29 protein-coding genes are annotated in these 22213 nt (G+C 69.2%); 24 read left to right on the forward strand and 5 right to left on the reverse strand.

Features of this window, described 5'->3' with window-relative positions; all coding sequences use genetic code 11:
* Positions 1–37: 37 nt before the first annotated feature.
* Entirely contained in the window at positions 38–409 is a 372-nt protein-coding gene (locus tag P9K36_RS00280) for a phage tail tube protein (protein WP_278306439.1), read from the forward strand.
* A gap of 11 nt (positions 410–420) precedes the next feature.
* Here P9K36_RS00280 and P9K36_RS00285 read toward each other — a convergent pair whose 3' ends face one another.
* Positions 421–747, reverse strand: a complete 327-nt coding sequence (locus P9K36_RS00285; protein ID WP_278306440.1) for a hypothetical protein — start codon at positions 745–747, stop codon at positions 421–423.
* A 99-nt stretch (positions 748–846) separates the two neighbouring features.
* Between P9K36_RS00285 and P9K36_RS00290 the strand changes: the two genes are divergently transcribed.
* From P9K36_RS00290 to P9K36_RS00390, 21 genes are all read left to right on the forward strand, one after another.
* The gene (locus P9K36_RS00290) at positions 847–1215 is read left to right on the forward strand and encodes a hypothetical protein (RefSeq protein WP_278306441.1); all 369 of its coding nucleotides are present in this window, start codon (positions 847–849) and stop codon (positions 1213–1215) included.
* A 104-nt stretch (positions 1216–1319) separates the two neighbouring features.
* Complete coding sequence (locus P9K36_RS00295; RefSeq protein ID WP_278306442.1) at positions 1320–4910, forward strand: phage tail tape measure protein; 3591 nt, start codon at positions 1320–1322, stop codon at positions 4908–4910.
* 11 nt (positions 4911–4921) lie between these two features.
* Positions 4922–5503, forward strand: coding sequence for a hypothetical protein (locus P9K36_RS00300; RefSeq protein WP_278306443.1), 582 nt, complete (start codon positions 4922–4924; stop codon positions 5501–5503).
* Positions 5504–5506: 3 nt separating this feature from the next.
* The gene (locus tag P9K36_RS00305) at positions 5507–5992 is read left to right on the forward strand and encodes a DNA circularization N-terminal domain-containing protein (RefSeq protein WP_278306444.1); all 486 of its coding nucleotides are present in this window, start codon (positions 5507–5509) and stop codon (positions 5990–5992) included.
* On the forward strand, positions 5992–6738 hold the full coding sequence (locus P9K36_RS00310) for a hypothetical protein (protein ID WP_278306445.1): 747 nt from the start codon (positions 5992–5994) through the stop codon (positions 6736–6738). The genes P9K36_RS00305 and P9K36_RS00310 overlap by 1 nt, the downstream gene beginning before the upstream one ends.
* A 12-nt stretch (positions 6739–6750) precedes the next feature.
* A complete protein-coding gene (locus tag P9K36_RS00315; RefSeq protein ID WP_278306446.1) occupies positions 6751–7941 on the forward strand; it encodes a phage baseplate assembly protein in 1191 nt (396 codons plus the stop codon).
* The gene (locus P9K36_RS00320) at positions 7941–8453 is read left to right on the forward strand and encodes a phage baseplate assembly protein (protein WP_278306447.1); all 513 of its coding nucleotides are present in this window, start codon (positions 7941–7943) and stop codon (positions 8451–8453) included. Before P9K36_RS00315 ends, P9K36_RS00320 begins: the two co-directional genes overlap by 1 nt.
* 22 nt (positions 8454–8475) lie before the next feature.
* Positions 8476–9042, forward strand: coding sequence for a phage GP46 family protein (locus P9K36_RS00325; RefSeq protein WP_278306448.1), 567 nt, complete (start codon positions 8476–8478; stop codon positions 9040–9042).
* On the forward strand, positions 9042–10196 hold the full coding sequence (locus P9K36_RS00330; RefSeq protein ID WP_278306449.1) for a baseplate J/gp47 family protein: 1155 nt from the start codon (positions 9042–9044) through the stop codon (positions 10194–10196). Before P9K36_RS00325 ends, P9K36_RS00330 begins: the two co-directional genes overlap by 1 nt.
* A gap of 13 nt (positions 10197–10209) precedes the next feature.
* Positions 10210–10911: a putative phage tail protein gene (locus P9K36_RS00335; protein WP_278306450.1), complete on the forward strand. Its 702-nt coding sequence runs from the start codon at positions 10210–10212 to the stop codon at positions 10909–10911.
* Positions 10912–10914: 3 nt separating this feature from the next.
* Positions 10915–11985: a hypothetical protein gene (locus tag P9K36_RS00340; protein WP_278306451.1), complete on the forward strand. Its 1071-nt coding sequence runs from the start codon at positions 10915–10917 to the stop codon at positions 11983–11985.
* Positions 11982–12482: a hypothetical protein gene (locus P9K36_RS00345; protein WP_278306452.1), complete on the forward strand. Its 501-nt coding sequence runs from the start codon at positions 11982–11984 to the stop codon at positions 12480–12482. The genes P9K36_RS00340 and P9K36_RS00345 overlap by 4 nt, the downstream gene beginning before the upstream one ends.
* A gap of 71 nt (positions 12483–12553) precedes the next feature.
* Positions 12554–13234: a hypothetical protein gene (locus P9K36_RS00350; RefSeq protein ID WP_278306453.1), complete on the forward strand. Its 681-nt coding sequence runs from the start codon at positions 12554–12556 to the stop codon at positions 13232–13234.
* Between the two features lie 12 nt (positions 13235–13246).
* Entirely contained in the window at positions 13247–14854 is a 1608-nt protein-coding gene (locus tag P9K36_RS00355; RefSeq protein ID WP_278306455.1) for a hypothetical protein, read from the forward strand.
* A 1-nt stretch (position 14855) separates the two neighbouring features.
* The gene (locus P9K36_RS00360; RefSeq protein ID WP_278306457.1) at positions 14856–15365 is read left to right on the forward strand and encodes a hypothetical protein; all 510 of its coding nucleotides are present in this window, start codon (positions 14856–14858) and stop codon (positions 15363–15365) included.
* A 4-nt stretch (positions 15366–15369) separates the two neighbouring features.
* Entirely contained in the window at positions 15370–15816 is a 447-nt protein-coding gene (locus P9K36_RS00365) for a hypothetical protein (protein ID WP_278306458.1), read from the forward strand.
* A gap of 28 nt (positions 15817–15844) precedes the next feature.
* On the forward strand, positions 15845–16003 hold the full coding sequence (locus tag P9K36_RS00370; RefSeq protein ID WP_278306459.1) for a hypothetical protein: 159 nt from the start codon (positions 15845–15847) through the stop codon (positions 16001–16003).
* Positions 16004–16030: 27 nt separating this feature from the next.
* Positions 16031–16876, forward strand: a complete 846-nt coding sequence (locus P9K36_RS00375; protein ID WP_278306460.1) for a hypothetical protein — start codon at positions 16031–16033, stop codon at positions 16874–16876.
* Between the two features lie 3 nt (positions 16877–16879).
* Positions 16880–17422, forward strand: coding sequence for a 3TM-type holin (locus P9K36_RS00380; RefSeq protein WP_278306461.1), 543 nt, complete (start codon positions 16880–16882; stop codon positions 17420–17422).
* A gap of 17 nt (positions 17423–17439) precedes the next feature.
* Positions 17440–17787, forward strand: a complete 348-nt coding sequence (locus P9K36_RS00385; RefSeq protein WP_043352743.1) for a hypothetical protein — start codon at positions 17440–17442, stop codon at positions 17785–17787.
* A complete protein-coding gene (locus P9K36_RS00390) occupies positions 17787–18368 on the forward strand; it encodes a hypothetical protein (RefSeq protein ID WP_278306462.1) in 582 nt (193 codons plus the stop codon). Before P9K36_RS00385 ends, P9K36_RS00390 begins: the two co-directional genes overlap by 1 nt.
* Before the next feature lie 271 nt (positions 18369–18639).
* Here P9K36_RS00390 and P9K36_RS00395 read toward each other — a convergent pair whose 3' ends face one another.
* From P9K36_RS00395 to P9K36_RS00410, 4 genes are all read right to left on the reverse strand, one after another.
* Positions 18640–18876 (reverse strand): hypothetical protein, encoded by a 237-nt coding sequence (locus tag P9K36_RS00395; RefSeq protein ID WP_278306463.1) that lies wholly within the window; start codon positions 18874–18876, stop codon positions 18640–18642.
* Between the two features lie 82 nt (positions 18877–18958).
* Positions 18959–19261: a hypothetical protein gene (locus P9K36_RS00400; protein ID WP_278306464.1), complete on the reverse strand. Its 303-nt coding sequence runs from the start codon at positions 19259–19261 to the stop codon at positions 18959–18961.
* Positions 19258–19500, reverse strand: coding sequence for a hypothetical protein (locus tag P9K36_RS00405; protein WP_278306465.1), 243 nt, complete (start codon positions 19498–19500; stop codon positions 19258–19260). Before P9K36_RS00405 ends, P9K36_RS00400 begins: the two co-directional genes overlap by 4 nt.
* 12 nt (positions 19501–19512) lie before the next feature.
* A complete protein-coding gene (locus tag P9K36_RS00410; RefSeq protein ID WP_278306466.1) occupies positions 19513–19695 on the reverse strand; it encodes a hypothetical protein in 183 nt (60 codons plus the stop codon).
* 567 nt (positions 19696–20262) lie between these two features.
* Between P9K36_RS00410 and P9K36_RS00415 the strand changes: the two genes are divergently transcribed.
* Together P9K36_RS00415 and P9K36_RS00420 are read left to right on the forward strand one after the other, a co-directional pair.
* Entirely contained in the window at positions 20263–20535 is a 273-nt protein-coding gene (locus P9K36_RS00415) for a hypothetical protein (RefSeq protein WP_124262915.1), read from the forward strand.
* A 714-nt stretch (positions 20536–21249) separates the two neighbouring features.
* Positions 21250–22206, forward strand: coding sequence for a hypothetical protein (locus tag P9K36_RS00420; RefSeq protein ID WP_236962037.1), 957 nt, complete (start codon positions 21250–21252; stop codon positions 22204–22206).
* The last annotated feature ends 7 nt before the right edge of the window (positions 22207–22213 follow it).

The raw sequence follows: 22213 nt of genomic DNA on the forward strand, positions 1-22213 counted from the left end.
GCTCCCTGACATCTCACCATCTTGAGGAAGGCCGGCCATGGACACCAAGGGCGGACGATACAGCGTGCGGATCAATGGCCAGCGGTTCTCCGGCCGCGGCAAGGCGACGATCGATCCGGCCGAGGCGACTCCGAAGGCGGACCCGAACCGCGATGGGACCGCCTACCGGACGGTCGAGCCGCAGCTCCCGATGATCGCGCTCAGCTTCGACCGCGGCAGCAAGTCCCAGGCGATCACCTGGACCGCCAACATGCTGCTGGCCGACGTCGACGTGACTTTCATCGAGGACGATGCCGGCCGGACCCACTACTTCACGGCGGGGTCCTGGGTCGGCAAGCCGTCGATCGACACCGACACCGGCGAGGTCACCGGCATGTCGGTGGCGTCCGATCAGTACCGGGCGGTCTGAGAGCGCGGGCCTCAGTTCTTGACCATGAAGCCGGGCACCGGCCCGCCCGGCTTGTAGCGCTCGTAGGTCACAGAGCAGAACCGGTTGACGCCGACCTTGGCCAAGACCCCTTCGAGCTTCTCCTTCGCTTCCTCGAAGGCCTGCTTGTAGGGCGACTTGAGAGGGTTCATCCCCTCGGACAGCGCCAGTTTCAGTCCACTCTCGACGTCGACGGTGTAGTCTTTGCACCACCGCGAGGCGACGGCCAGCGCGGCGATGTTCTCCATCAGCGGCTGCGCGACCGCGACGCTTGGCGCTAACAGCGCAAGCGAGATTGCCGCGGCCTTCGTCAGCTTCATGCGACGCCTCATCCCAGATCCTCGAACTGATCACCGGTTGCGGCACGGCGAGTTCCGCCTGCCTGCCACAACTTATGGCATGCCGAGCCAGGAGCCACGATGTCCAACAAGGTCGTCACCCTCGAAAAGCCGATCTTGGGGCATCGGCCCTATCGGCAGCTTGAGTTTCGCGAGCCCAAGTTCCGTGATCTGATGGAACTCGGCGACCCCTACATCTGGGTGCCGGCCGGCAACGATTACAGCCGCCGTCTGGACGACACCCAGATCATCGCGAAGTACGCCGAGCGCCTCCTCGTCGAGGATGGCAAGGCGGGCGACCCGCTCATCTTGGACCAGCTCGGCGTCGCTGACACACGGAAGGTTCGGGAGGCCATCGTCGATTTTTTCCAGCCCGCCGCGGCGACCGCGGCATCGAGCACCTCGCCCGAGAACTCGTCTTCGACGCAGGATTCGACGCCGACCGCGTAGACGAGATGGCGCTCTCCCGGCTGGTCTGGTGGTGGCGGAGCGCCGTCGAGGACGCCGAGAGGAAGGCGAAGGCTGCTCAGCAGGCCGCGCGTAGGAGGTAGGCGGTGGCATCGAAGACGATCGAAGCCAAGCTGGTCATCAGCGGCGAAGACCGGGCCTCCTCCGAGATCGCCAAGGTCGTCAAGGCGATGAAGGAGGCCGAGAAGGCCTCGGCGTTCTCCGACAAGGTCGAGCGCCTCGGGAAGGCCTACACCAGCGTCGAGCGCCAGATGCGTGCGGCGACAGCGGTCATGTCCGCCCGAGGCCCCCTCGAGGCGACGGTCAAGAACTTGGCTGCGGTCGAGCGGGAGACCACCCGCCTTGCCAAGGAGTACGACACTGCCCGCAAGGCCGTGACGGATTTCGCCGCGGCACAGAAGGTCGCCAAGACCGCCGACAGTGTCCAGCAGGCCGCGGCGCTGAGCGCCGAGGTCAAACGTCTGGGCACGGCATATCGCGCGGCCGAGAAGGACGTGAAGCAGCTCAACGCCGCTTTCGCGTCGCAGACTTCCACACTCCGTTCGGCCGAGAGTGCGGCCTCGCGCCTGGGCGTAGACCTGTCGAGCCTGGAGAGGCACCAAGCCGGTCTCGCTCGGCAGACCGATCTGGCGACTCGCGCGCTTCGTGCGCAGATGGCCGCAGAGGAGGCGGGCGCTCGAGCCGCTTCAGCCCGGGCCCAGCGCACAGCCGCTCGGAGGGACGCTATCGGCACGGTCGTCGGCGGAGCGGGCGTGATCGCCGCGCACAAGGGCCGGCAGATCGGGATCGAGGCGGTCGATCAGGCCGCCTCCTTCGACTACGCCAAGCGCTACCAGGTCGTCGCCGGCGGTGTCAGCGAGCAGGCGCAGCGCACGAAGTTGCTGCCGCAGGCGCTACGCATCGGTCAGGAGACGAAGTTCACCAACGAGGACATCGTCGAGGCGCAGACCGCGACCCTGCAGGGCCTGCCCATGAAGGGGGATGCGAAGGCTGCGGTCGCGGCGGCGATCGTCGAGAACGTGAAGAACTACGCGGTGATGATGCGCGCGCCCATGGAGGCGTCAGCGCAGGGCATCCGTGCCTTCCTGCAGACCAGCCAGAAGGACATTTCGACGGAGGAGAAGGCCGTTTTCGAGGCGAAGCGGGCTTCGAACCTGTTGGTCAAGATGGCCAAGCTCGGCGGCATGAAGGACAACGACGTCCAGGACTACATCACCTACGGCGTGCCCACCGGTACTTCGGCCGGGCTGTCTGATACCACGCTGGCGGCTCTTGGCGCCGCGGGTAAGCGTTCCGGCCTGGGCGGTTCGGAAACAGGCGTGTTCATCCGCGCTGCCGCCTCGAAGCTGGTCGCGCCGACTCGTGGCGGTCTTGATGCGCTGCGTGCGGCAGGGATCAACTACAACGATTTCACCAAGATGCCCGACGGGCTCAGCGTGAACAACTTGGAGGCCTTCTCCAAGAATCGTTTCGGCAAGGGCTTTTCGGCCAGCCAGCGGGCACGCCTTGAGGACTTGCTGGAAGACGGCGACGTTATCGGGGATCGCACCGAGTTCACCAAAAAGGTCTCGGAAGTCGTTCAGGAAGGTTTCGCCAAGAATAAAAAGGGCAAGACCAGTGCGCAGGACGCCAGGAACATCGCAAAGATGCTGGGCGATTTCCACAAGCTGTCTGTTGAAAGCGTGAACGCAGAAGGTCTGCTCGACACCATTCTCTCCAGCCCGAAGATGACGCAGGCGCTGCGCAACGCTTTCTTCACCGACAAGCACGGTGGCAAGGCTTCGGTCCTCTCCAGCCAGTATGAGCAATTTTCTAAGGATCGCGAGGAGCTGAAGAATCTTCAGGCGCACGACCCGAACTTCGCTGCAAATGCAGCCAAGTACATGTCGGAAGGGCTCGGCGGCACGATCGATAACCTGAAAGGTTCTTGGGAAACGTTGGTCCTCAACATCGGTGAGGCCAACTCCGGCCTCATCAAGTTCGCGGCCGAAGGCCTCTCCAGCGGCACCGACATGTTCTCAAACCTGTCGCGGACCTCGCAGCAAGTCATCTCGCTCGTCGGTGGTGCGGCGGCGGTCGGCGGCGGCGTATACGGGGCGGCGAAGATCGGGGGAAAGTTGCTCGGGTTCGGCGGCGGGGCCGCGGCTCTGAACGGCTCAGCGGTAGCGCTCAACGCGGCCGCTGCAGCGCTGACCGAAGCCGCAGTGCTTCAGGGCGCGAAGGGCGCCGCTGGCGCGCTGCCAGAGGTGGCCAAGAAGGGCGGCAAACTCCTGCCTCTGATCGCGGGGGCCGGCGTCGTCGGAGGGGCGGCCGCCGGCATCGGCTACGTCCTTTCGGAGTACGGCGATGCCTCGAAGGCCGTCGCCGCCGGCGGCAAGCCGGATCCCGGCGTCCAGATGAACCCGGGCGACGAGCTGCCGGGCCTCTCCGGTTCTAGTGATGCGCCCTCCTGGGTAGCACGCAAGGCGCCGAGCATGACGCTGGCGCCCGGCGCTATGCCGCTCACGATCCAGGGCACCGGCATCGGTGGCTTCGGGTTGTCGGGCCCGGTCAACCCGGAGGCCGCCGGCAAGGAGGCCGGCGAGAAGGTCGGAACCGGGGTTGCGGACGGGATCAAGGCGAAGGCCGGCGAGGTGATTGAGCAAGGGCGGTCGCTGCTCCAGAAGCTGAACGAGCAGTTCCGCGAGGGCATCTTCGTCCCGATCAACTTCGCCCCTGGCGCGGGCATGGGCGGAGGCGGTGGCGGCGGTCTGATTCAGCGCGCGAGCTTCAGTCCGGGTGGCGGCTTCGGTGCTGGCGTAGGCACTGGAATCGGCTCGGGCGGAGGCGGCGGAGGAGGGCTTTCCCTTGGCGGCGGCTCAGGCGTCGGCCGGACGGTTCCGCGCGGCGCTTTCGGCCCCGGCACTGGAGCTGGTGACAGCTGGTTCGAGGCCGTGATGCGGGCCGAGGGCACCGCCGGCAAGGATCCCTACAACGTCGTTCTGGGGAACGGTCGCTACGGGCTGCCGAACAAGCCGCTCACCGACATGTCTCTGGCGGAGGCCTACAAGTTCGGCCGGTCGGTGCGCGCGCGGCACGGCTCCTCCTCGGCGCTCGGGGCTTTCCAGATCGTCGGCCAGACCATGAAGACCTTCATGGGCGAGGCCGGGCTCGGATGGGACGACAAGTTCTCCCCCGAGAACCAGCGGAAGCTGGCCGATGTAATCCGGCGCCGGCAGGGCTTCGGCGCATGGGAAGGTTTCAAGGTCCACCGGGGCGAATTGGGCAATGCGCGTCGGCTCGGCGCCTACAAGGGCGCGGGGGATGGCGAGCCCCGCCTCGTGAAGGGCCTCGATGGCAAGGAAGGGCTCGATCTCGGCGACGGCACCATGAAGATGCCGGACGGGTCGATCCGCTCGATCACCCGCAGCGGGCTGGAGATCCCGGACCCGCCCGCGGGCGGCCTCGGTGGCGGCGGCGGGCGTGGCGACATGCGCGCGGCGGCCGAGCGGATGAACCAGGCCGTCGACCGGATGGAGGGCATGGGCTTTCACGGCCAGATCAGCCTCGCGGTGACCGGCAGCGGTCGCCAGCAGGTCCGGGCCACCGCGCTCAAGGTGCGCGGCCGCGGCGGCATGACGGCGGACCTCGGCATCTCCGAGCCCGGCGCCAAGGAAGACCTGAGCGACTGGACCTGAGGGAGGGCGGCATGTCGCTGAACATCACCGCCCAGACCCCGGGCCTGAAGCAGGGGATGGAGCCGCTCACCGCCTTCGGGAAGCGGCTGCCCAATGCTCAGGCCAACGTCCTCAACCGGATGCTGACCAAGACCCGCAGCGCCGTTGTGCCGGCGCTCGTGAAGCAGACCGGCTTGACGCGGCGGATCATCGATAAGGCGGTGCGCCCCTATCGTGCCTCTCCGCAGAACCTGCACGCCATGATCGTCACGCGAGGCGGTCAGATCTCGTTCCGCTTCTTCGGGGCGCACGAGGTGCCCGGCGGCGTTGCGGCGACGATCCGAGGCAAGGCCGATTTCGTCGAGGGCGGGTTCCGACGCTCCGGCCCGCGCGGGCGCCGGGTGATGGTCGCGAAGCTGAACAGGCAGGTCTACGTCAACACGGACGGCAAGCGCTGGCGCGGGCACATCCGGGTCGAGAAGACCGGCATGTTCATCCCTTACGAGCTTGTCAGCGGTCAGACGGCAGCGACCTTCAATCGATTGGTCGTCACTGATCTGCCGGCCGAGGTCGAGCGCGAGCTGGCGAAGCTGCTGCCGGTGGCGGGGCGCTGACCGGTGCGCAACTGGCCGAAGACGATCCCGGGCGCCTCGTTCAAGGGCTTCCCGTTCCACGTCGACGACGAGGGCATCGGCGAGTCCGGCCGCCTCGTCGCGCTACACCCCTACACCAAGGCCGAGGTCCACGGCACCGAGGACATGGGCCGCAAGGCCCGGACCTACCATGTCACGGCGTACATCGTCGGCGACGACGCGGACGCCGCGGCGATGGCGTTCGTGGAGCGGTGCTCGACCTACGGGCCGGGCATGCTGGTGCTGCCGATCACCGACCCGGTAATGGTCCACTGCATCGGCTGCTCGACGAACAACCGCAAGACCGAAATGGGCAAGGTCGCCTTCGACCTCAAGTTCCTGGAGCACGGATCCGAGGCGGGCGGCCCGGTGCCGATCGCGCTCGGCGACCGCATCGCCCAAGGCGTGCTCGACACGCTGGGCGACGTCGTGGCGGACGCGATCGCCGCCTTCGTCCCCGAGATGCAGTGATGGCGTCGCCTCCCTCCTCGGCGATCGCCGCAGCAGCTGTCTCGACCATGGCTCTGGCGGACGTCACGGCAGGCCTCGTGCGCGGCCTGCCGCTGCCGGCGGGGACCGCGCAGTCCACGCTCTCAGCCAGCCGCCGGATCGGTAGCGTCGCCGCGCCGCGGCTGTTCACCGTCTCGGATGTGGCGGGCGTCGCCGCGGCGCTGGTCGGTATCGTCCAGACGATCGCGCGGGACGCGCCGCCGAGCGATGCCAGCGCGAGCCTCTACGCGGCCGCGGCGGCGACACGGGGCTGCGCGCCGATCAGCGCGTCGCCGGCGCTGACGCGGGCCTACAGCCTCGCCCGGGCCCTGTGCGTCGGTGTTGAGGCGGCGTGCCTCGGCGAGGCGTTCCTGTGCGAGGCGCGGACCGAGTTCGGCGACCGGCAGGCCGCGAGCGCCGCCCGGGACCGCATCACCGCGGCGCTGGACGGCGCCGTCGACCGCGTCGCGGCCTCGCTCGGGCAACCAGCGGCGCAAGTCCTCACGACCGCCGCCGGTCAGACCTGCGCGTACCTCGTCGATCTCACTGGCAGCCTTCAGCCGCTGATCCGCGTGGAGGCGGCGCGGTCCTTCCCGTCGACCGCGCTGGCGTGGTCGCTCTACGCCGACCCGGACCGGGCCTCCGAGCTCGTGGCGCGCAACCGCGTCGGCACGCCGTTCCATATGCCCGCGACCTTCGAGGCCGTGGCGCCGAAGACCAGGGCCTGACGAGGCGATCCGATGGACGATGTCGGCGAGATCGTCAGCTTGGTCGTGGGCGGCCATGCGCTCCAGGGCTGGCAGGGCGTGCACATCACCCGGTCGGCCGAGGCCGCGGCGATCTCATTCTCGATGCGGTGTACGAACCCGTCCTGGACCGATGAGGCCGACGCTGTTCGTCGCGGAGGGCTGGTTCAGATCCGCGCGACGCCCGACGAGGAGCTCGGCGCGCGCGGCGACGGCGACCTGCTGTGCACCGGCTACGCCGATGAGTACGAGTCCGAGACCGGCCCTGGCGCCCGCCGGGATGTCGGCATCGCCGGCCGGTCGAAGGCGGGCGACGCGATCGACTGCCCGCCGACGAAGCACAAGACCGGGCTGGTCGAGAACAAGGACCTGCTCGGCGTCGCCAAGGAGTTCGACGAGTTCGGCATCGGGTTCTTCACCGACCAGACGCTGGCCAAGATCCCGATGGTCCAGCACGTGCCGGGGCAGCCGTTCTTCGTGACGCTGGAGCGGGAGGCGCGGCGCGAGGCGCTGCTCCTGACCGGCCAGCCGGACGGGCGCGTGAAGATCACCCGGGCCGGCGGCAAGCGGCACGCCGGCGCGCTCGTCGAGGGCGAGCCCCCGGTCAAGAGCATCAAGCTCCGGCTGTCGATCAAGCACAAGCGCTCGCACATCCACGTGCGCGGCCAGAAGAGCCTCGGCACCGACAAGGACAGCCTCCGCCAGGAGGAGGTCGAGCAGGACGACAGCGTCGAGCGCTACCGGCCGGAGATCCTGTTCAACGAGGGCTCGGACACCTCCCAGGAGCTGAACCGCCGGGCGAAGTGGCGCAAGCTCCGGCGGTCCGGGTCGGGGATCTCGATCATCGCCCGCGTAGCGTCGTGGCGTGACGAGGACGGCAAGCTCTGGGAGCCCGGCAACCTCGTGGCGGTGAAGAAGCCGAGCGACAAGATTGACCAGGACCTCGCGATCTCCACCGTGACCTTCAACCAGGTGGTCGGCGAGGGCGAGGGCTCCGGCACCTGGGCCGATATCACACTCGTCGACCCGCGCACGCTCGGCGCCCGGTCCGGTGGCAAGGGTTCCGGGTCCGGCGCGGGCGACGGCGGCGGCAGCGACAGCGACTTCACGGCCGGACTGGACGACGCGCAGCTCGACGATTCCAAGATCGACTACGGGGCGTTCTCGAAGCGCGGGGGTGTCTGATGGGCGGTCGCCTGTTCCGGGTCGAGCACGTCGAGGCCGACGACGAGGGCGATCAGCAGACGCTGACGCTCTACGGCCTGCCGAACGAGACCCTGAAGAAGGTCCCGCGGGTCCAGCATTTCGGGCTCAGCTCCAACCCGCCTGTCGGCTCCCACGGCATGGGCCTGCAGTTCGGCGGCCAGGACGGCAGCCGGCTCCTCAACGCCGCGCTCGGCCTCGAGCATGCAGCGTCCCGCCCGCGCAAGCAGAAGCCCGGGCAGACGACCCTGTACGACGACAAGGGCAACGCGACCCGCTACCTCGGCGACGACGGCATCTGGCACGACGCCAAGGACCGGCCGCAGAAGCTGACCGGCAAGACCATCGAGATCACCGGCACCGACAAGGTGGTCGTGAAGGTCGACAACATGACCGTCACCGTGACCGCAAACCGGGTGGATCTCGGCGGCGAGGGCGGCTCGCCCGTGATGACGCAGGCCGGCCCGTCGTCGGTCGTCTTCGCAAAGACCTGACACACCAACCGCCGGGCTCGCCATGCTGCTGACCCTGACGCCGCTCGCCGATGCGGGCGTTGTCGCGCTGCCGCCCGACATCGTCTGGCTTAAGGCTGACGGCACCCGCGCCGGGACCGGCTTCGGCGTGCGCGGGGATTTCGCGGTGGCGGCTTCCGCGGCCGAGGGCGCGGGTGGCCTGGAGGCGAAGAACCCGCTCCTCACGGCCGTGATCCTGTGCCTGTTCACGGACTGCCGCGTCGAGGATTACGAGATCGACGCGGGCCGCGCCGGCGACAAGCGCGGCTGGCCCGGCGACGGCTTCGATGTCGATCGCGCCTCCGGCGAGCAGCCCATGGGCTCGAAGCTCTGGCTCCTGCGCCGGATGGACCTCAACGATCAGACGGCGATGTGGGCGCAGGCGGAGGCCAAGCGCGCCCTGCAGCCGCTTCTCGCGCAGGGCGCGGCCGTGAAGTGCTCGGCCGTCGCGACGCCCGACTACGTCAACGATCGGATGACGCTGTCGATCGCCCTGTTCGCCAGGGATGGAGTGCAGGTGTTCTCCGAGAAATTCGACTTGCTCTGGAAGCTCGCGATGGGGGGCAGGTGATGGCGGGCTACACGGTCCGGACGCTCGCCCAACTCGCGGCCGAGGCCAAGGGCGCCTTCGTGCAGGCGGTGCAAGGCACGGCGGCCAAACTCGGACCTAGCGTCTGGCGCGTCGAGGCGAAGGTCCTGGCGCTCCTCGGTTTCGAGATGGAGCAGCGCCGCGCGTGGCTGGTGCGCCAGCTCTTCGCCTCGACCGCCGACCGGGTCTGGCTGATCCGACACGGATTCGAGCTCGGCCTCCAGCCGGTCCCGGCCACTACAGCGATCGGCTCGGGCGTCGGGCCGTGCCCGCCCGGCCTCGTCGTGCCGGCCGGCCTGCAATACGCCCGCGGCGATGGCGTCACCTACACCACCCTGACCGCCGCGACCGCCGCCGGCAACTCGGTGACTCTCGCTCTGGAGGCCGACGCGGCGGGCTCGGTCGGCAATGCCGAGGCTGGCGCGGTCCTCACGCTCGTGAACTCGGACGATGCTCCGGCAGGCGCGCCCGCCACGATCACGGTGCTCGCGGCCGCGGATGGCTCCGGCCTGTCCGGCGGCGCCGACGAGGAGGACACCGAAGCGTTCCGGGTGCGGGTGCTCTACCGCAAGCGCAACCCGCCCCAGGGCGGCGCCGCGCCGGACTATGTCGAGTGGGTGCAGGCGGCGGTCGCCGGCGCCACGGTCTACGTCGACCGCTTCCTGCCCAACGCCGGGTCGGTCTGGATTCAGTTCACGGTCCTCAACCTGCCGGCGTCGATCGACCCGAGCAATCCGACCGCGGTGCTCGCCGCCTACGTGGCCGACCCGTCGATCATCTCCCCGACGGCCGGGCAGATCGCGGCGGCGCAGGCCTATGTCGAGGACCCGATCCGGCGGCCGGTGACGGCGCAGCCGATCGTGACCCCCTCGACCCGAGTCCCGGTCGACATCGTCATCGCCGACCTGGACCCCGATACCGTCAACGTCCGCGCGGCGGTCGAGCTGGAGATCGCCGCGACCTTCCTCGACCGGGCCCGCCCCGGCACGCCGTCGGCGCCGTTCACCTTCTCGGCTTCCTGGATCGACGAGGCGATCTCCCGGGCAACCGGCGAGGACAGCCATCGCCTTCTGATGGAAGACCTCGTGTTCGCGGCCGGCCTGATCCCGGTGCTCGGCACCATCGCGTACCAGTGACCGGGGGCCGGCCGTGAGCGACATCCCGAGCGGCTGGCCCTGCGCGGGCCTGCCCACGACGCCGCCCTCGGTGCTCGACCTGGAGGCGCAGCCCACCGCCGATGATCTGCTGCCGCAGATTCTTGCGCTCACCCCGCGCGGGGCCGCCTGGGGCACCGACGAGGTCGGCGACGGCCGCGGCGCCTCGCCCGTGCAGCGCTCGGTCTGGCGCGCACTCGCCTCCTGGGTTGCCGACCACCTCGGCCTCGACTTCACGGCCGCGACCCAGACGTTCCCGACGGCGATCTCCTACACCCTGCCGGATTGGGAGCGCGAACTCGGCCTGCCCGACCCGTGCTTCTCCGGCTCCGGCGGCACGCCGGCCCGGCTCGCGGCCGTGCGCGCCCGCTTCGGCGCCGTCGGCGGGCAGTCGCCGGCCTACTACGTCTGCCTCGCGGCGAGCATCGGCTACGCGATCACCATCACCGAGTTCCGGCCGTTCCAGTTCGGCCGCTCCTCGTTCGGCGGTCCGCGCGGCCAGTTCATGAAGGCCAGCGCCCGCCACGCGTGGCGCGTGAAGGTGACCGGCCGGCGGGTCACCCGCTTCCAGTTCGGCAAGTCGAGCTTCGGCCACGACGCCTTCCTGGCGATCCAGCGGGCCGAGGATCTGGAGTGCATCCTCCAGCGCCTCAAGCCCGAGCACACCACCCTGATCTTCGATTACTCCGGGGCCTGATCCATGCGCCGTCACTTCCCGCTCAGCCCCGCGACCGGGCTGGAAGATCAGAGCCTGCTGCCGTGGTTCGACGGCGATCCCGTCGCCGGCCTGGAGGGGTCGTTTCCCGGGCACGCCCTGTCGACCGACGCGGAGGCGGAGATCCTGACCGCCATCCGTCTGGCGGGCCTCACCCCCTCCGACGACCTGACGCAGCTCGTCCAAGGGCTGGCGCGCGGGCCGATCTGGCTCGGTACGCTCGGCGGCACGGCCGACGCGCTCGCCGCGACGATGCCGGGCTCGGACGCCGCCACCGACCCGGTGTTCTTGCCGGCCCTGCTCCCCGGGACCCGGGTCCGCGGCGTCGCGAAGTCGGCCAACGCGACCGCGACACCGACGCTTACGCTCACCGGTGTCGGCTCGACCGCCGGTGGAGTGACGTTCCCAATCGTCGCCTCGGACGGCGCCAGCGCGGTCGGCGTCGGCGCATGGAAGATGGGGCAGTTCCTGACCTTCGATATCGATGCTTCGGCCAAAGCCCGCCTTGCCGGTGGCGCGGTCGCGGCCTCGTTCCCGGGCGCCTCGTTCGTGCCTCTGCCGGGCATCGCGATCCCGAGCGACGTGCCCTACGTCGACTGGTCGATCCCGAGCGGTTACGACTTCTTCCGCCTGACCGGCTTCCTCAAGGGGCAGGTGCCGAACGTCAATGCGCTGGTCTCACTCGACGGCTCGACATTCCTCAGTGGTACCAACAACTATAACGCTGGCTACGGCAGCACGTACACAGCAAGTACGCCGTTCAACACAAATCCGCTTTACGCTGCTTCTGGGTTGAACTTCGGTCAGATCTGCGATCTGTCCTTGGGGTTCGCAACGGTGCTGAGCAATCTATACCGGGGCTCGCCCACAAGCCCTGTGACTATGTTCGGTTCATCTCAGGGTTATCAGAACGGTATCGGATATTCGGCTTCGTCATTCATGTCGAATGTTCTTCAAAGCGGCATGGCTCAGAAACTTAGGTTCTACGCCAACGGGTCCAACCAGTTCATCCGAGGCGGGTCGTACATTGGCATTGAGGGGTTCAAGTACGCATGAGCGACGTTGCCACGCCTAAAGCCCTTTCCGTCGAGGCCGACGGCACGCACGTCGCGGTCGATATCGACCCGGCTTTCGCAGCACTGCAGACTGCATGGGCCGAGACCCTCGCCCTGCCGCCGTCCGCCGAGCAGCTCGTGGCCCATGCCAACGCCCGGCAGTGGGCACTCGCTACCGGCGGCTTCACCGCGATCATCGCCGGCCAACCGGTCCTGTTCGCCACTGACGAGGCGTCGCTCGCCGCGCTCGACCGCAAGGCCATGCGCCTCGCCCAGCCGAACCCGCCGGCAAGTGTGAGCTGGCAGGTCGGGCCAACGCAGTTCGCGACCATCGCCGCGGACGATTTCGACCAGGCGGCGAGGTTGGTCGAGGACTTCTTCCAGGCGACCTTCGATGCGCTGCCTGCGATTTTCGAGGCCATCGCGTCGGGTGAGATCAAGACCCTGGCCGATGTCGAGGCCGCCTCCTGGCCCGCGTCGTCGGGCAGCGTCTCCTGACCTTCTCGAAGCCCGCTCGCTCCGCACCGCTGAGGCGCGGTTCGTCGATCCTCGCGTGAGGCTTGGCCCCCATGTCGAACCTCGCTCTGATCCGGCCGCAGCGGCAGGACTTCATCACCTGTCAGGTCATCGACTGGCTCGACGGCTTGCCGGTCATCGTCACCCCGGCCCCAGGTGGGGCGATCCCGGGGGTGGCCAATGTCGGCGTCGGCAGCCTCGTCGTCAGTGCGGTCGATGCTGGCGCCGATCTCGCGGCGGTGCAGATCGTCCGCGTCAGCGCCGTCGCGGGCGGCCTGACCTACCTCGAGGTGGCCGACCTCGATGGTAGCGCCACTGGATCAGGCGTGGTCGGGCTGCCGGTCTACGCGGCTGGCGTCACCTTCACGCTCAGCCAGGTCGTCGGCCAGCCTGCACTCGCAGTCGGTGATACCTTCGCGCTCACGACGCTGCCGGTGCCGGTCGATCTCACCGGGCTCGTATTCACCCTCGACAGCCGCATCGCCGCGGGATCGGCGACCTATGCGCTGCAGGCGACCTCAGTGCCCGGCGATGGCTCGGCGGCCACGATCGCCAACGGCGGCGCGGCCGGCACGCTGGCGATGCGGGTGCCGCAGGCGACGATGGCGCGCTGCGCGCCGTCGCAGTCCGCCTACCCGTACAACCTTTACGCCACCGACCCGGCAACCGGTCAGCGCGTGATCGCCTTCTTCGGCCTGATCACCCACCAGGTCGTGCTCCAGCCTCAGACTTAAGGACCCGCCGCGATGCTCGCAGGCCACCTCAAGCGCGTCTTCACGGGCGGCCCGGCCGGTCCGGCGGGTGCGACGCTGGCCGCCGCGCTCACCGACGTGACCGCCGGCATGAAGGCGGTGCTCACCGCCCCGAACCTCGCCGCGGCCCGCGCCGGGCTCGGGCTCGCCATCGGCTCGTCGGTCCAGGCGTGGAGCGCGTCGCTCGATGCGCTCGCCGCGCTGGCCACGACTGCCTTCGGGCGCTCGCTGCTGACGCAGGCGGATGCGCCAGCCGCGCTTCAGACACTCGGTGCGGTCCCGACCAGCCGGCAGGTCACGGCCGGCGCCGGCCTCTCGGGCGGCGGCGATCTCTCCGCCGACCGTTCCTTCGCGCTGGCCGGCATCGCAACCGGCACGCTGCTCGCCAACACGAGCGCGGGGCCGGCGGCTGCCGCGCCGATCGCCACGACGCCGGCGGCGCTTCTCGACGCCGCCTTCGGCGCGACCCGCGGCACGGTGCTGGTGCGTGCAGCCTCTGGCTGGAGCGCGCTCGCTCTCGGGGCATCCGGCTACACGCTCCAGTCCAATGGCACCGACCTCGTCTACGCCGCGGCCTCGCCCGGCGCTGGCGCTGTACGCAACGACACCGCACAGAACCCGAACGCCGCGGCGATTGCCCAGGCGCTGGCCAATGTCGGGGCGCTGTTTCAGCCGCAGGGCCGCCTCACCCTGACCTCCGGCGTGCCGGTGCTTGCCGGTGCGGTCACGGCGGCCGCGGTGGTCTACTACACGCCCAATGGCGGCGACCTCGCCCTCATCGGCACCGGCCTCGCCACGCCGCCCGTCCCGGTGGTCTTCGCCGAGGTCTCCCAGGCCCTGTCCGACGCCACGAAGAGCCCTGGCGCGGCGGCGGCCGGAAACGTCTACGACCTGTTCGCGTGGCTTGACGGCTCGACCTTCCGCGTCACCCGCGGGCCGGCGTGGTCGGCGGGCGCGACGGCCGGTTCGAACACGCAGCGTGGCTCGGGGGCCGGCTCGTCCGCACTGACCCGCGTCGGCGGAGTCCTCGTCAACGCGGTGGCCATCACCAACGGCCCGGCCGCTGGCTTCGGCGTTCACGTGGGCACCATCGCGACCGATGCGGGTGGCGCGACCGTCACCTTCAATCCCGGAACCGCGGCGGCCGGCGGCGGTGCGGCCTGGATCGGGTTCTGGAACGCCTTCAACCGCGAGCCAGTGGCCGTGTTCGTGCGCGACAGCAATGCGAGTTGGACCTACGCGGGCACCGCCATGCGCGCGGCCGACAACAGCGCGGGCAACCGCATCACCTTCGTGTCCGGCGCGCCTGAGTCCGTCGTGTCGGCGGAGTACAGCGTTCGGGTCAATCCTGGCGCCACGACCGCCTACGGCTTCATCGGGATCGGCCTGGACAGCACGACGGCGCTCGCGGCCGGTGCCGTGCAGGCGATGTTCTACCCGAACTCCGCGGGCGGCCAGGGCACACCGCTGAGCCCTTACCGAGGCGCTCCAGGTTTGGGCCTGCATTACCTGCAGGCGCTGGAGTCCTCCGACTCAGCCGGTGACACGATCACGTTCATCGGCGGCAGCTTCATGGGCTTCACCGCGCAATTGAGGTTCTAGGATGGACGCGCCCGCTCTTCACGCGGCCCTCGCGGCCGTCTGCCCGATCCTGGGCGTGTCGCTCGGCGACCCGGACAACCGCGCGACATGGCGGATCGACTTCGACCCCGCCGCCACAACCTCGCAGCGGCGAGCGGCGACCGCGCTGCTCGCCACCTTCACGGGCGTGGATCTCGCCACCTACATCGCGGCCGCCCACGCCGCCCTGCGCGATGGCGGGGTCACGGTCGGCAGCATGCGCATCAAGACCGACGCCGAGAGCCGCGGCCTGATCGACGGCGCCTACGCCCTAAGTCAGGTGCGTCCCGACAACACCATCGACTTCAAGGCGGCGACCGGCTGGGCCGACGTCGACAGCCAGACCATGCAGACGGTCTCCATCGCCGTCGGGCTGTGGGTTCAGGCCTGCTACTCGGCCTATCGCCAGGTCGACGAAGGAAGGATGGCCGGGACCATCACGACGACCGCCCAGGTCGACGCCGCCTTCGCAGCCGTCGCATTGCCGAGCTGAGCCCGTGGCAACGCCCCCGATCTACCGCAAGCCGCTCGACGGCACCGAGATGGTCCGGGTCCTGAAGGATGGGCGCTTCTACATGGCGCCCATTTCCGCGGTGGTCGACCTGCTCGGTCTCCCAACCGCGCTCGCTCCGATCCTCGCCCGCCTCGCGGCGCTCGAGGGCCGGCCCGAGGAGGTGGCGCACTTCACTGCTTCGGCGAAGCTCCCGAGCGTCGCCGCGCTCGCGACCTTCACGCTGACGCTGACCGGGCTCGTGCCTGCGCGGGCCGGAGACATCCTGAAGGCCGGTGAGCAGGTCGAGGTCCGGGCCAAGCTGCCGGCCGGCGTCGAGATGGGGCTGCCGTCCGTTACGGCCGACGGCACGGTCGCCGTCCCGTGCAAGGCAACGCTGGCGGTTTCCGCCAGCACCGCGCCTGTCGTCTTCGACATCGTCGCCCTGCGCTAGGCGCGCCACCAGGAACCGAGGACGCTCGATGACCCGCACGCTCCTCGTGGCGGCCGCGCTCGCCTGCGCGCTTCTGTGGCCGGCCGCGGCCGAGGCCCGGCGCCATCGCTGCCCGAACGCCGTCCCGGTCTTAATCGAAGGCGCCGGCACCGTCTGGATCTCAGCCCGGCCTGCGCGCCGCCGCTGACCCCCTCCCCACAACCGAGAGACCCACATGGCTGCGAGCCTCGACCGCGCCGCGTTCTTCGCGGCTGCGCGCAAGAACCCGTTCCCGAATGCCCTGACGCAGGGGCAGGTCTCGGGCATGACGTCGATCCTCGACGCCTGCCCTCCCGATCTCGGCACCGCGGAGCTGGCCTACTGCCTCGCCACCGCTTTCCACGAGACGGCCCGTACCATGCTGCCGATCAAGGAGATGGGCGGAGACGCCTACTTCCGGCGCATGTACGACCCGCAGGGCGACCGGCCCGCGACGGCAAAGACGCTGGGCAACACGGTCCCGGGCGACGGGGCGAAGTTCGCGGGCCGCGGCTACGTCCAGCTCACCGGCCGGACGAACTATCGGCGCGCCACCGGAGAGCTGCAAAACCGCGGTTACTTGGATCGGTCGCTTGATCTCACCACTGCGCCCGACATGGCGATGACGCCCGACATCGCGGCGCCGATCATGTTCCTGGGCATGGCCGAGGGCTGGTTCACCGGAAAGAAGCTCGCCGACTACTTCGGGCCTGGCAAGCTCGAAGACCCGGTCAACGCTCGCCGGATCATCAACGGCACCGACAAGGCGCAGACGATCGCCGCCTACCACGATGCCTTCGCGAAGGCGCTGAGGGTCGCCGGCCATGTCCCGGGCGGTGCCGTTGCCGCAGCGCCGGTTGCGCCGGTCGTGATCGCGCCCGTGCCGCCGGCCGAGACCGGTCCGCTTGTGGCTCCAGCGCCGCGCAAGAGCGGCGCGCCAGCCGCCGCCGCGCCGCCGCCCGCAACAGCGCCGGCCAAGCCCGGCTTCTGGGCCTCCGCCCTCGCGCGGCTGCGCACCGCCTATCCGAAGAAGGAGATCTGACCCATGGCCGGCGGCATCATCGGTTCGATCATCGGCGGCGTCCTGACGGGCGGCGCGGGCCCGGCGCTCGGGGCCGGAATCGGCGCGGCGATCCCGAGCATCGCTGAGATCGCAAAGGTCATCGTCGACCGCACCATCCCGGACCCGCAGAAGAAGGCCGAAGCCCAGGCCGAGATCGAGCAGGCCCTCACGGCTCGCGAGACGGCGCTCACGGCAGCCCTTCAGGCGCAGAACGAGCAGCAGAACGCCATCAACCTCGCCGAAGCGCAGGGCAACGACCGCTTTTCCTCCAGGTGGCGGCCGGCGCTCGGCTGGGCGTGCGTGGCGGCCTTCATCTACCAATTCCTCGCCGCGCCCATGGTCACGTGGCTGGGTGCGATCATCGGCGTCATGCTGGGCGTCGCGTTCCCCGCCCCGCCGACGATCGTCGTGTCCGACTTCATGCCGGTGCTGATCGGTATGCTCGGGCTCGGCGTGATGCGCACCTACGAGCGCACGACCGGCGTGCCGGGCGCCGCTCCGGGTCCGCAGCCGGCGCGGCGTTGAGCGCGGATGCTCGCGCCATGGACGCCGCCCGCGAAGCCCAGACCCGGCCGCCGGCCTTCCTGCGGTTCCACGATCAAGAGGGCATGATGCCGGAAGCCCCGAACAAACAGGACGAAGTCGCCTGGACGAAGATGCAGGTCGACGTCGCGGTCTCGGCGACGAAGCTCGATGCGGTCCAGTCCGACGTGCGCGGCATCCGGGAGGACCTGCGCAACGTCTACGCCACCAAGACCGAGCTGAAGGACGTGGTCGACGACGTGTCCAAGCTGAAGGACCACGTCGGCTGGCTGGTGAAATCTGTCCTCGGCGCGATCGTTCTGGCGATCGTCGGCCTCGTCCTGTCGAAGGGCGGGGTGCCGCACTGATGCCCGGCGACAAGCCCCCCTTCCTCCCCCAAGTGCAGATGCTCCACGACGCTGATCGGACCGACGAGATCTATGCCCGCGGCGTCGAGGTCGCCCTGGCGGTCGCGCGAAAACGCGGGCGATTCCAGGCGCTCATGAACGGGGTCTACTACAGCACCCTTATCCTGGCGCTGGGCTGGATCTTCGCGATGGTGATCGACCGCGAGCCGCCGGTCCGGCAGGTCCTTCGCGAGGTGGTGAACCCCGGCCGGCAGGTCCATGCCGGCGACAGGCTGCTGATCCGCGGCGTGCGGATTCGCGACCGGTCGTGCGAGATCACGCGCCGCTGGTGGATCGTCGACGGGGCCGGCCGGCGGCTCGACTTCGAGCCGGAGCGCTTCGACGCCTACGGCCCGATCGGCCGTGAGGAAGAGACCATCGGGCCGGTGATCCCGCTGGACGCGATGCCCGGCCGCGGCCGGCTGCTCGGCGTGGTCGCCTACGACTGCAACCCGCTCCAGCGCGCGCTCGGCTGGTCGATCATCGTCATGCTGCCGGCCCTCGACTTCGAGATCCTGCCGCGCGCGGCGGTGGCGCCATGAAGGATCCCGACGCGCAGGACCTCTCGCTGGTCTGGGCGCTGCTCGCGTTCCTGGCCGGCATCATCCTCGGCAACCGGACCGCGCCGAAGGATCCGCCGCCGCGCTGATTTTACGAAATCGGCCGCGGATTATGCCATCCCTCATGCAAGCCCGCCCGGCTCACCGCCGCGGCGGGCTTTTTCGTGCCGATGGCCCGCGCCTTGCGACGGCCAGCCTTCCTCCCAGGGATTCACTCAGCCCCGCCGGCACCGCCGCGCGGGGCTTTTTCGTCCTAGACGCCGGGCCCCCATTGCTTCACGCGGGAACCGAACACGTGCTTGAGGTGCTCGCTGATCTTCGCGAAGGGCTCCAGCACGGTGATCACATGCTCCCGGTCGAAGTGAATGACGGTGGTGCCGTCGCCACCATCCTGGATGTATTTCACCTGATAGGGGTTCACCTCAACGACGCCGTTACCGTCGGCCAGCGTGTAGTGGTTCGAGCGGATGCCCTCAGATTCCTTGATCATCACGACCTCACGTTGCGAGCGGGCGCGCCTTCTGCTCCAACCCGCGCCTGGGATCAAGGCCGCGCTGCCCGCGCGCGCGGCCTCATCCTCGGTCGCCCGGCGCCAGTGGCAGCCCGGTCCGTGCGCTCCACGCCTTCGCCCGGATCCACGCCGCGGCCAGAGCCTCGATTGCCTCGATTGCCTCGTCCCGGGTGTCGGCCATCCCGTTCAGCGGCCGCACGCCCTCGGCCTCGTGTCCGCGCTGGCAGCCGGTGCAGCTCCAGGTCCACGTCCCGTTCTGCGGGCCGCCGTCCATCCGCTTAATGCGGCCGACGTGCCGGCCGGCTTCCTCGGCCACGAAGTCGCGGTGGGTGCCCGGGAACGTCCGTCGCCACGTGAAGGTCACGGCTCGGCGCTCTCGCGGATCCCGAGGGCGATCAGCAATTCGCGCCCGCCCGGGGTCAGGTGCCATGCGCGCCGACTGGTCCGCCCGCGGGTCGGGTGGTCCTCGACGTAGCCGAGCTCCTGCAGGATCGGCATGACGGTCGGGTAGGCCTCGTGCCGCAGTCCGCCGGGGTTCTCGGCGACGGCGCGCAGGGCCTCAAGGTGGCGGCCGCGAATCGGGGCTTTCGGTTCGGAGGGCATGGCAGCGACGGGCTACAGCGATTCGCCGTCCTCGACGAGTCCTCGGCTCGCGGCGAGGCGCCTCAGATCGGTGTCCGAGAAGACCAGATCCCCGATCTGCCAGCGTTCGAGCTCGTCGCCGATCGGCGCCACCGCGACGCCGGCGGCCCGGAGCGCCGCAACTGCTTCAAGGACCGGGTCGTCGGGCTCGCTCATAAGGCGAGGCTATCGCGGGCAGGGGAGGGGCGTCGAGCCGCGAAGCCGTGTACCGGTTCATGTACCGAATGCGGACCGAATCCGGTCCGATCCGGTCCACCGCGATCGAATTTCGCCAATGAAATCAATGGCGGTTTTTCCGCAGCCCACGTTCGGGACGTGGGGGTCGCAGGTTCAAATCCTGCCACTCCGACCAAAACTTAGCAGAGACCGGAATGGCTGCCCCGACAGCTATCCCGACAGAAACCCTCTCTGCGGATGCCCTTAGAACCCTCCGCACCTCTCCGCGTCCGACAGCTCGCCGCGGTCCGTGCTTGCCTGCTCTACCCGCAAGGGCTGCGGCACGAGGCTTACCCGTCGGCGATGCCGGTCCTGCTCAAGCTGGGGCTGGTGGTGTCACAATCCGCCCAGGGCCAGGGCCGTGAAATCTCAGCATGGTTCATCACTGAGGCTGGGCGTGCGCACCCCGCGGAGATCGACGGCGCGCTGACAGGGCGCCGTAGGTTGTAGCGATACTGCCACAGACGCTTACCGTAGGTTGTGGTACCTCCGTTTTCGGAGGAAGCCATGACAAACGGCGCAGAAGCAATAATCAGCGCGGTCGCGGCTCTAAAAGAGCTGTTAAAGATAAATGGGCTTAGCGACAAATTCTATATAGAGTTCGATGACAATCTGTCCGGCCGCTCGCTGCATTCGTTCATCGTCAATGGCCTCGGCATAGCCAGCGATCCCAGCGTTTGGCCGCAGGGCGCCCCAGAGTACAAATTCCTGTGCCGCGATCAGATTGATGTCCTGGGTGCGCGGATTCGATGGCCGATTCAAAGCACGCCGGGCGGGTAGCAGCAGAGGAACCCGGACGGAGCGCGTATCACTCCTGCCTATCGCACGGGACCTCAAACGGCGTTAGGGCGTCGCGCGCGTGCTGCCGCCAGATATGGCGCTGGACCCAGTTACAGGCCGCCAACGGCTTGATCGTCATGGCTCGTTTTGATCTCGGCCCGCACCGGGGTCGAGACCCGCCTCGTCGGGCTCGGGCCCGTGACGTGGAAACGGCGCCATGGGCACGCTCGCCACCAAGAGCGCGATCATCTCGGAATACGAGCTCAAGAGAATCGCGGGCGGCTCACCCGTGATTTGCTGCCACCGCGTAACGAAGACATTCGTCGGAAGATCGGCGACCGCTTCCGCCGCCGTCGCGAGGGGGTCTTTCTCAGGCGGCGCGGAGGAGACCATGCGCCTCCAACGGCCTCGATCAGGATTTGGCCTTCGCCTCCGTCCAGGATGGTGAATCGAAGGTTTTTCGATCTGAGACGGGTCTGGGTGCCGCGACGAAGCGGTCAGTCGCGGTGGAGGCGGCGTGATGGCTCCGCGCATGCCCGTGTCCCTGGTCGAGCAAACCCACGGGGATGCGCCGTCGCCCGGTGTCGCCGGCTGCGACGCGGGCGGCGGAATGGCGTATGGAGCCCGCCGATGGACGCGCCGTCTCACCGCCCGATCGACCACTCTTCAGCATGGAGCGGCTTCGCCGGCACCTTCGTCGTGGCCGCCGCAATCATGGGCCTGACGGCGATCGGCCTCGTGGCCGCAATCGACCCCTACGGATTGCGGGCCGCGCCCGGTCGTCCGCCGGGACCGATCATGGACACCAATCAGCGGCTCTCCTACCCGCAGATCGCCCGCGGCGGTCCGTTCGACGCGGCGGTCTTCGGGACCTCGACCGCACGTCTGCTCGACCCGGTCGCGCTGGACGCGGCCTTCGGCGTGCGGTTCGCCAATCTGGCTATGAATGCCGCCACCCCCGATGAGCAGACCCGCCTCGCCGGATTGTTCCTGGCACGCAGGCCGATCCGCGCGGTCCTGTTCGGCCTCGACGCCACGTGGTGCGCCGCCGATCCGCCGGCCCGAACCGCGAACGCCTTTCCGGACTGGCTCTACGCGGACGGAGCGCCGGGGGACGTGTTGCGGCAGATGAGCTTGCGCTCGGTCACGACGGCCGTCGGAGCCGGGTTCGCAGATCTCGGGCTGGCACGGGCGAGGATCCGCGGCGACGGCTATGCGGTGTTCACGCCATCGGATGTGCGCTACGACCTCGACCGCGCGCGGGCGCATATCCGAGCGGGGGCCGTCGAGTCATCCGCCGCCGACGCACCGGGCGCCCCGATGCCGGCCCTCGCCCATCTCGACGATCTGCTCGGCCGCGTACCGGGGGAGGCGCTGAAGATCGTGGCGTTCATGCCGGTCCATGCGGCAGCGCAGGGAGCGCCGGATTCGGCAGCGGGCCGGCGCGAGGCGGCTTGCAAGGCGCGCACCGCGATGATCGGGAAACGCCGCGGCGCCGTCGTGGTGGATTTCCGCCGGATCTCGCCGCTCACGACCGAGGACGCGAATTACTGGGACGCGCTCCATTACCGTTTGCCCGTGGCGGCGCGCCTCGTCTCGGATCTGAAGGCCGCCGTCGCGACGGGCCAAGACGATCCGGACGGAGTCTACCGCGTGCTGGCACATCCCTGAGATATGC

It is taken from the genome of Methylobacterium sp. 391_Methyba4 (assembly GCF_029691625.1).
GTDB classification, from domain to species: Bacteria; Pseudomonadota; Alphaproteobacteria; order Rhizobiales; family Beijerinckiaceae; genus Methylobacterium; species Methylobacterium fujisawaense.

Excerpts from the sequence above, each read along its gene's own strand:
- P9K36_RS00280 (WP_278306439.1), top strand. The coding sequence starts at position 38 with ATGGACACCAAGGGCGGACGATACAGCGTGCGGATCAATGGCCAGCGG.
- P9K36_RS00285 (WP_278306440.1), bottom strand. The coding sequence starts at position 747 with ATGAAGCTGACGAAGGCCGCGGCAATCTCGCTTGCGCTGTTAGCGCCA.
- P9K36_RS00290 (WP_278306441.1), top strand. The coding sequence starts at position 847 with ATGTCCAACAAGGTCGTCACCCTCGAAAAGCCGATCTTGGGGCATCGG.
- P9K36_RS00300 (WP_278306443.1), top strand. The coding sequence starts at position 4,922 with ATGTCGCTGAACATCACCGCCCAGACCCCGGGCCTGAAGCAGGGGATG.
- P9K36_RS00310 (WP_278306445.1), top strand. The coding sequence starts at position 5,992 with ATGGCGTCGCCTCCCTCCTCGGCGATCGCCGCAGCAGCTGTCTCGACC.
- P9K36_RS00315 (WP_278306446.1), top strand. The coding sequence starts at position 6,751 with ATGGACGATGTCGGCGAGATCGTCAGCTTGGTCGTGGGCGGCCATGCG.
- P9K36_RS00320 (WP_278306447.1), top strand. The coding sequence starts at position 7,941 with ATGGGCGGTCGCCTGTTCCGGGTCGAGCACGTCGAGGCCGACGACGAG.
- P9K36_RS00325 (WP_278306448.1), top strand. The coding sequence starts at position 8,476 with ATGCTGCTGACCCTGACGCCGCTCGCCGATGCGGGCGTTGTCGCGCTG.
- P9K36_RS00330 (WP_278306449.1), top strand. The coding sequence starts at position 9,042 with ATGGCGGGCTACACGGTCCGGACGCTCGCCCAACTCGCGGCCGAGGCC.
- P9K36_RS00340 (WP_278306451.1), top strand. The coding sequence starts at position 10,915 with ATGCGCCGTCACTTCCCGCTCAGCCCCGCGACCGGGCTGGAAGATCAG.
- P9K36_RS00345 (WP_278306452.1), top strand. The coding sequence starts at position 11,982 with ATGAGCGACGTTGCCACGCCTAAAGCCCTTTCCGTCGAGGCCGACGGC.
- P9K36_RS00350 (WP_278306453.1), top strand. The coding sequence starts at position 12,554 with ATGTCGAACCTCGCTCTGATCCGGCCGCAGCGGCAGGACTTCATCACC.
- P9K36_RS00355 (WP_278306455.1), top strand. The coding sequence starts at position 13,247 with ATGCTCGCAGGCCACCTCAAGCGCGTCTTCACGGGCGGCCCGGCCGGT.
- P9K36_RS00360 (WP_278306457.1), top strand. The coding sequence starts at position 14,856 with ATGGACGCGCCCGCTCTTCACGCGGCCCTCGCGGCCGTCTGCCCGATC.
- P9K36_RS00370 (WP_278306459.1), top strand. The coding sequence starts at position 15,845 with ATGACCCGCACGCTCCTCGTGGCGGCCGCGCTCGCCTGCGCGCTTCTG.
- P9K36_RS00375 (WP_278306460.1), top strand. The coding sequence starts at position 16,031 with ATGGCTGCGAGCCTCGACCGCGCCGCGTTCTTCGCGGCTGCGCGCAAG.
- P9K36_RS00380 (WP_278306461.1), top strand. The coding sequence starts at position 16,880 with ATGGCCGGCGGCATCATCGGTTCGATCATCGGCGGCGTCCTGACGGGC.
- P9K36_RS00385 (WP_043352743.1), top strand. The coding sequence starts at position 17,440 with ATGGACGCCGCCCGCGAAGCCCAGACCCGGCCGCCGGCCTTCCTGCGG.
- P9K36_RS00390 (WP_278306462.1), top strand. The coding sequence starts at position 17,787 with ATGCCCGGCGACAAGCCCCCCTTCCTCCCCCAAGTGCAGATGCTCCAC.
- P9K36_RS00395 (WP_278306463.1), bottom strand. The coding sequence starts at position 18,876 with ATGATCAAGGAATCTGAGGGCATCCGCTCGAACCACTACACGCTGGCC.
- P9K36_RS00405 (WP_278306465.1), bottom strand. The coding sequence starts at position 19,500 with ATGCCCTCCGAACCGAAAGCCCCGATTCGCGGCCGCCACCTTGAGGCC.
- P9K36_RS00410 (WP_278306466.1), bottom strand. The coding sequence starts at position 19,695 with ATGAGCGAGCCCGACGACCCGGTCCTTGAAGCAGTTGCGGCGCTCCGG.
- P9K36_RS00415 (WP_124262915.1), top strand. The coding sequence starts at position 20,263 with ATGACAAACGGCGCAGAAGCAATAATCAGCGCGGTCGCGGCTCTAAAA.
- P9K36_RS00420 (WP_236962037.1), top strand. The coding sequence starts at position 21,250 with ATGGGCCTGACGGCGATCGGCCTCGTGGCCGCAATCGACCCCTACGGA.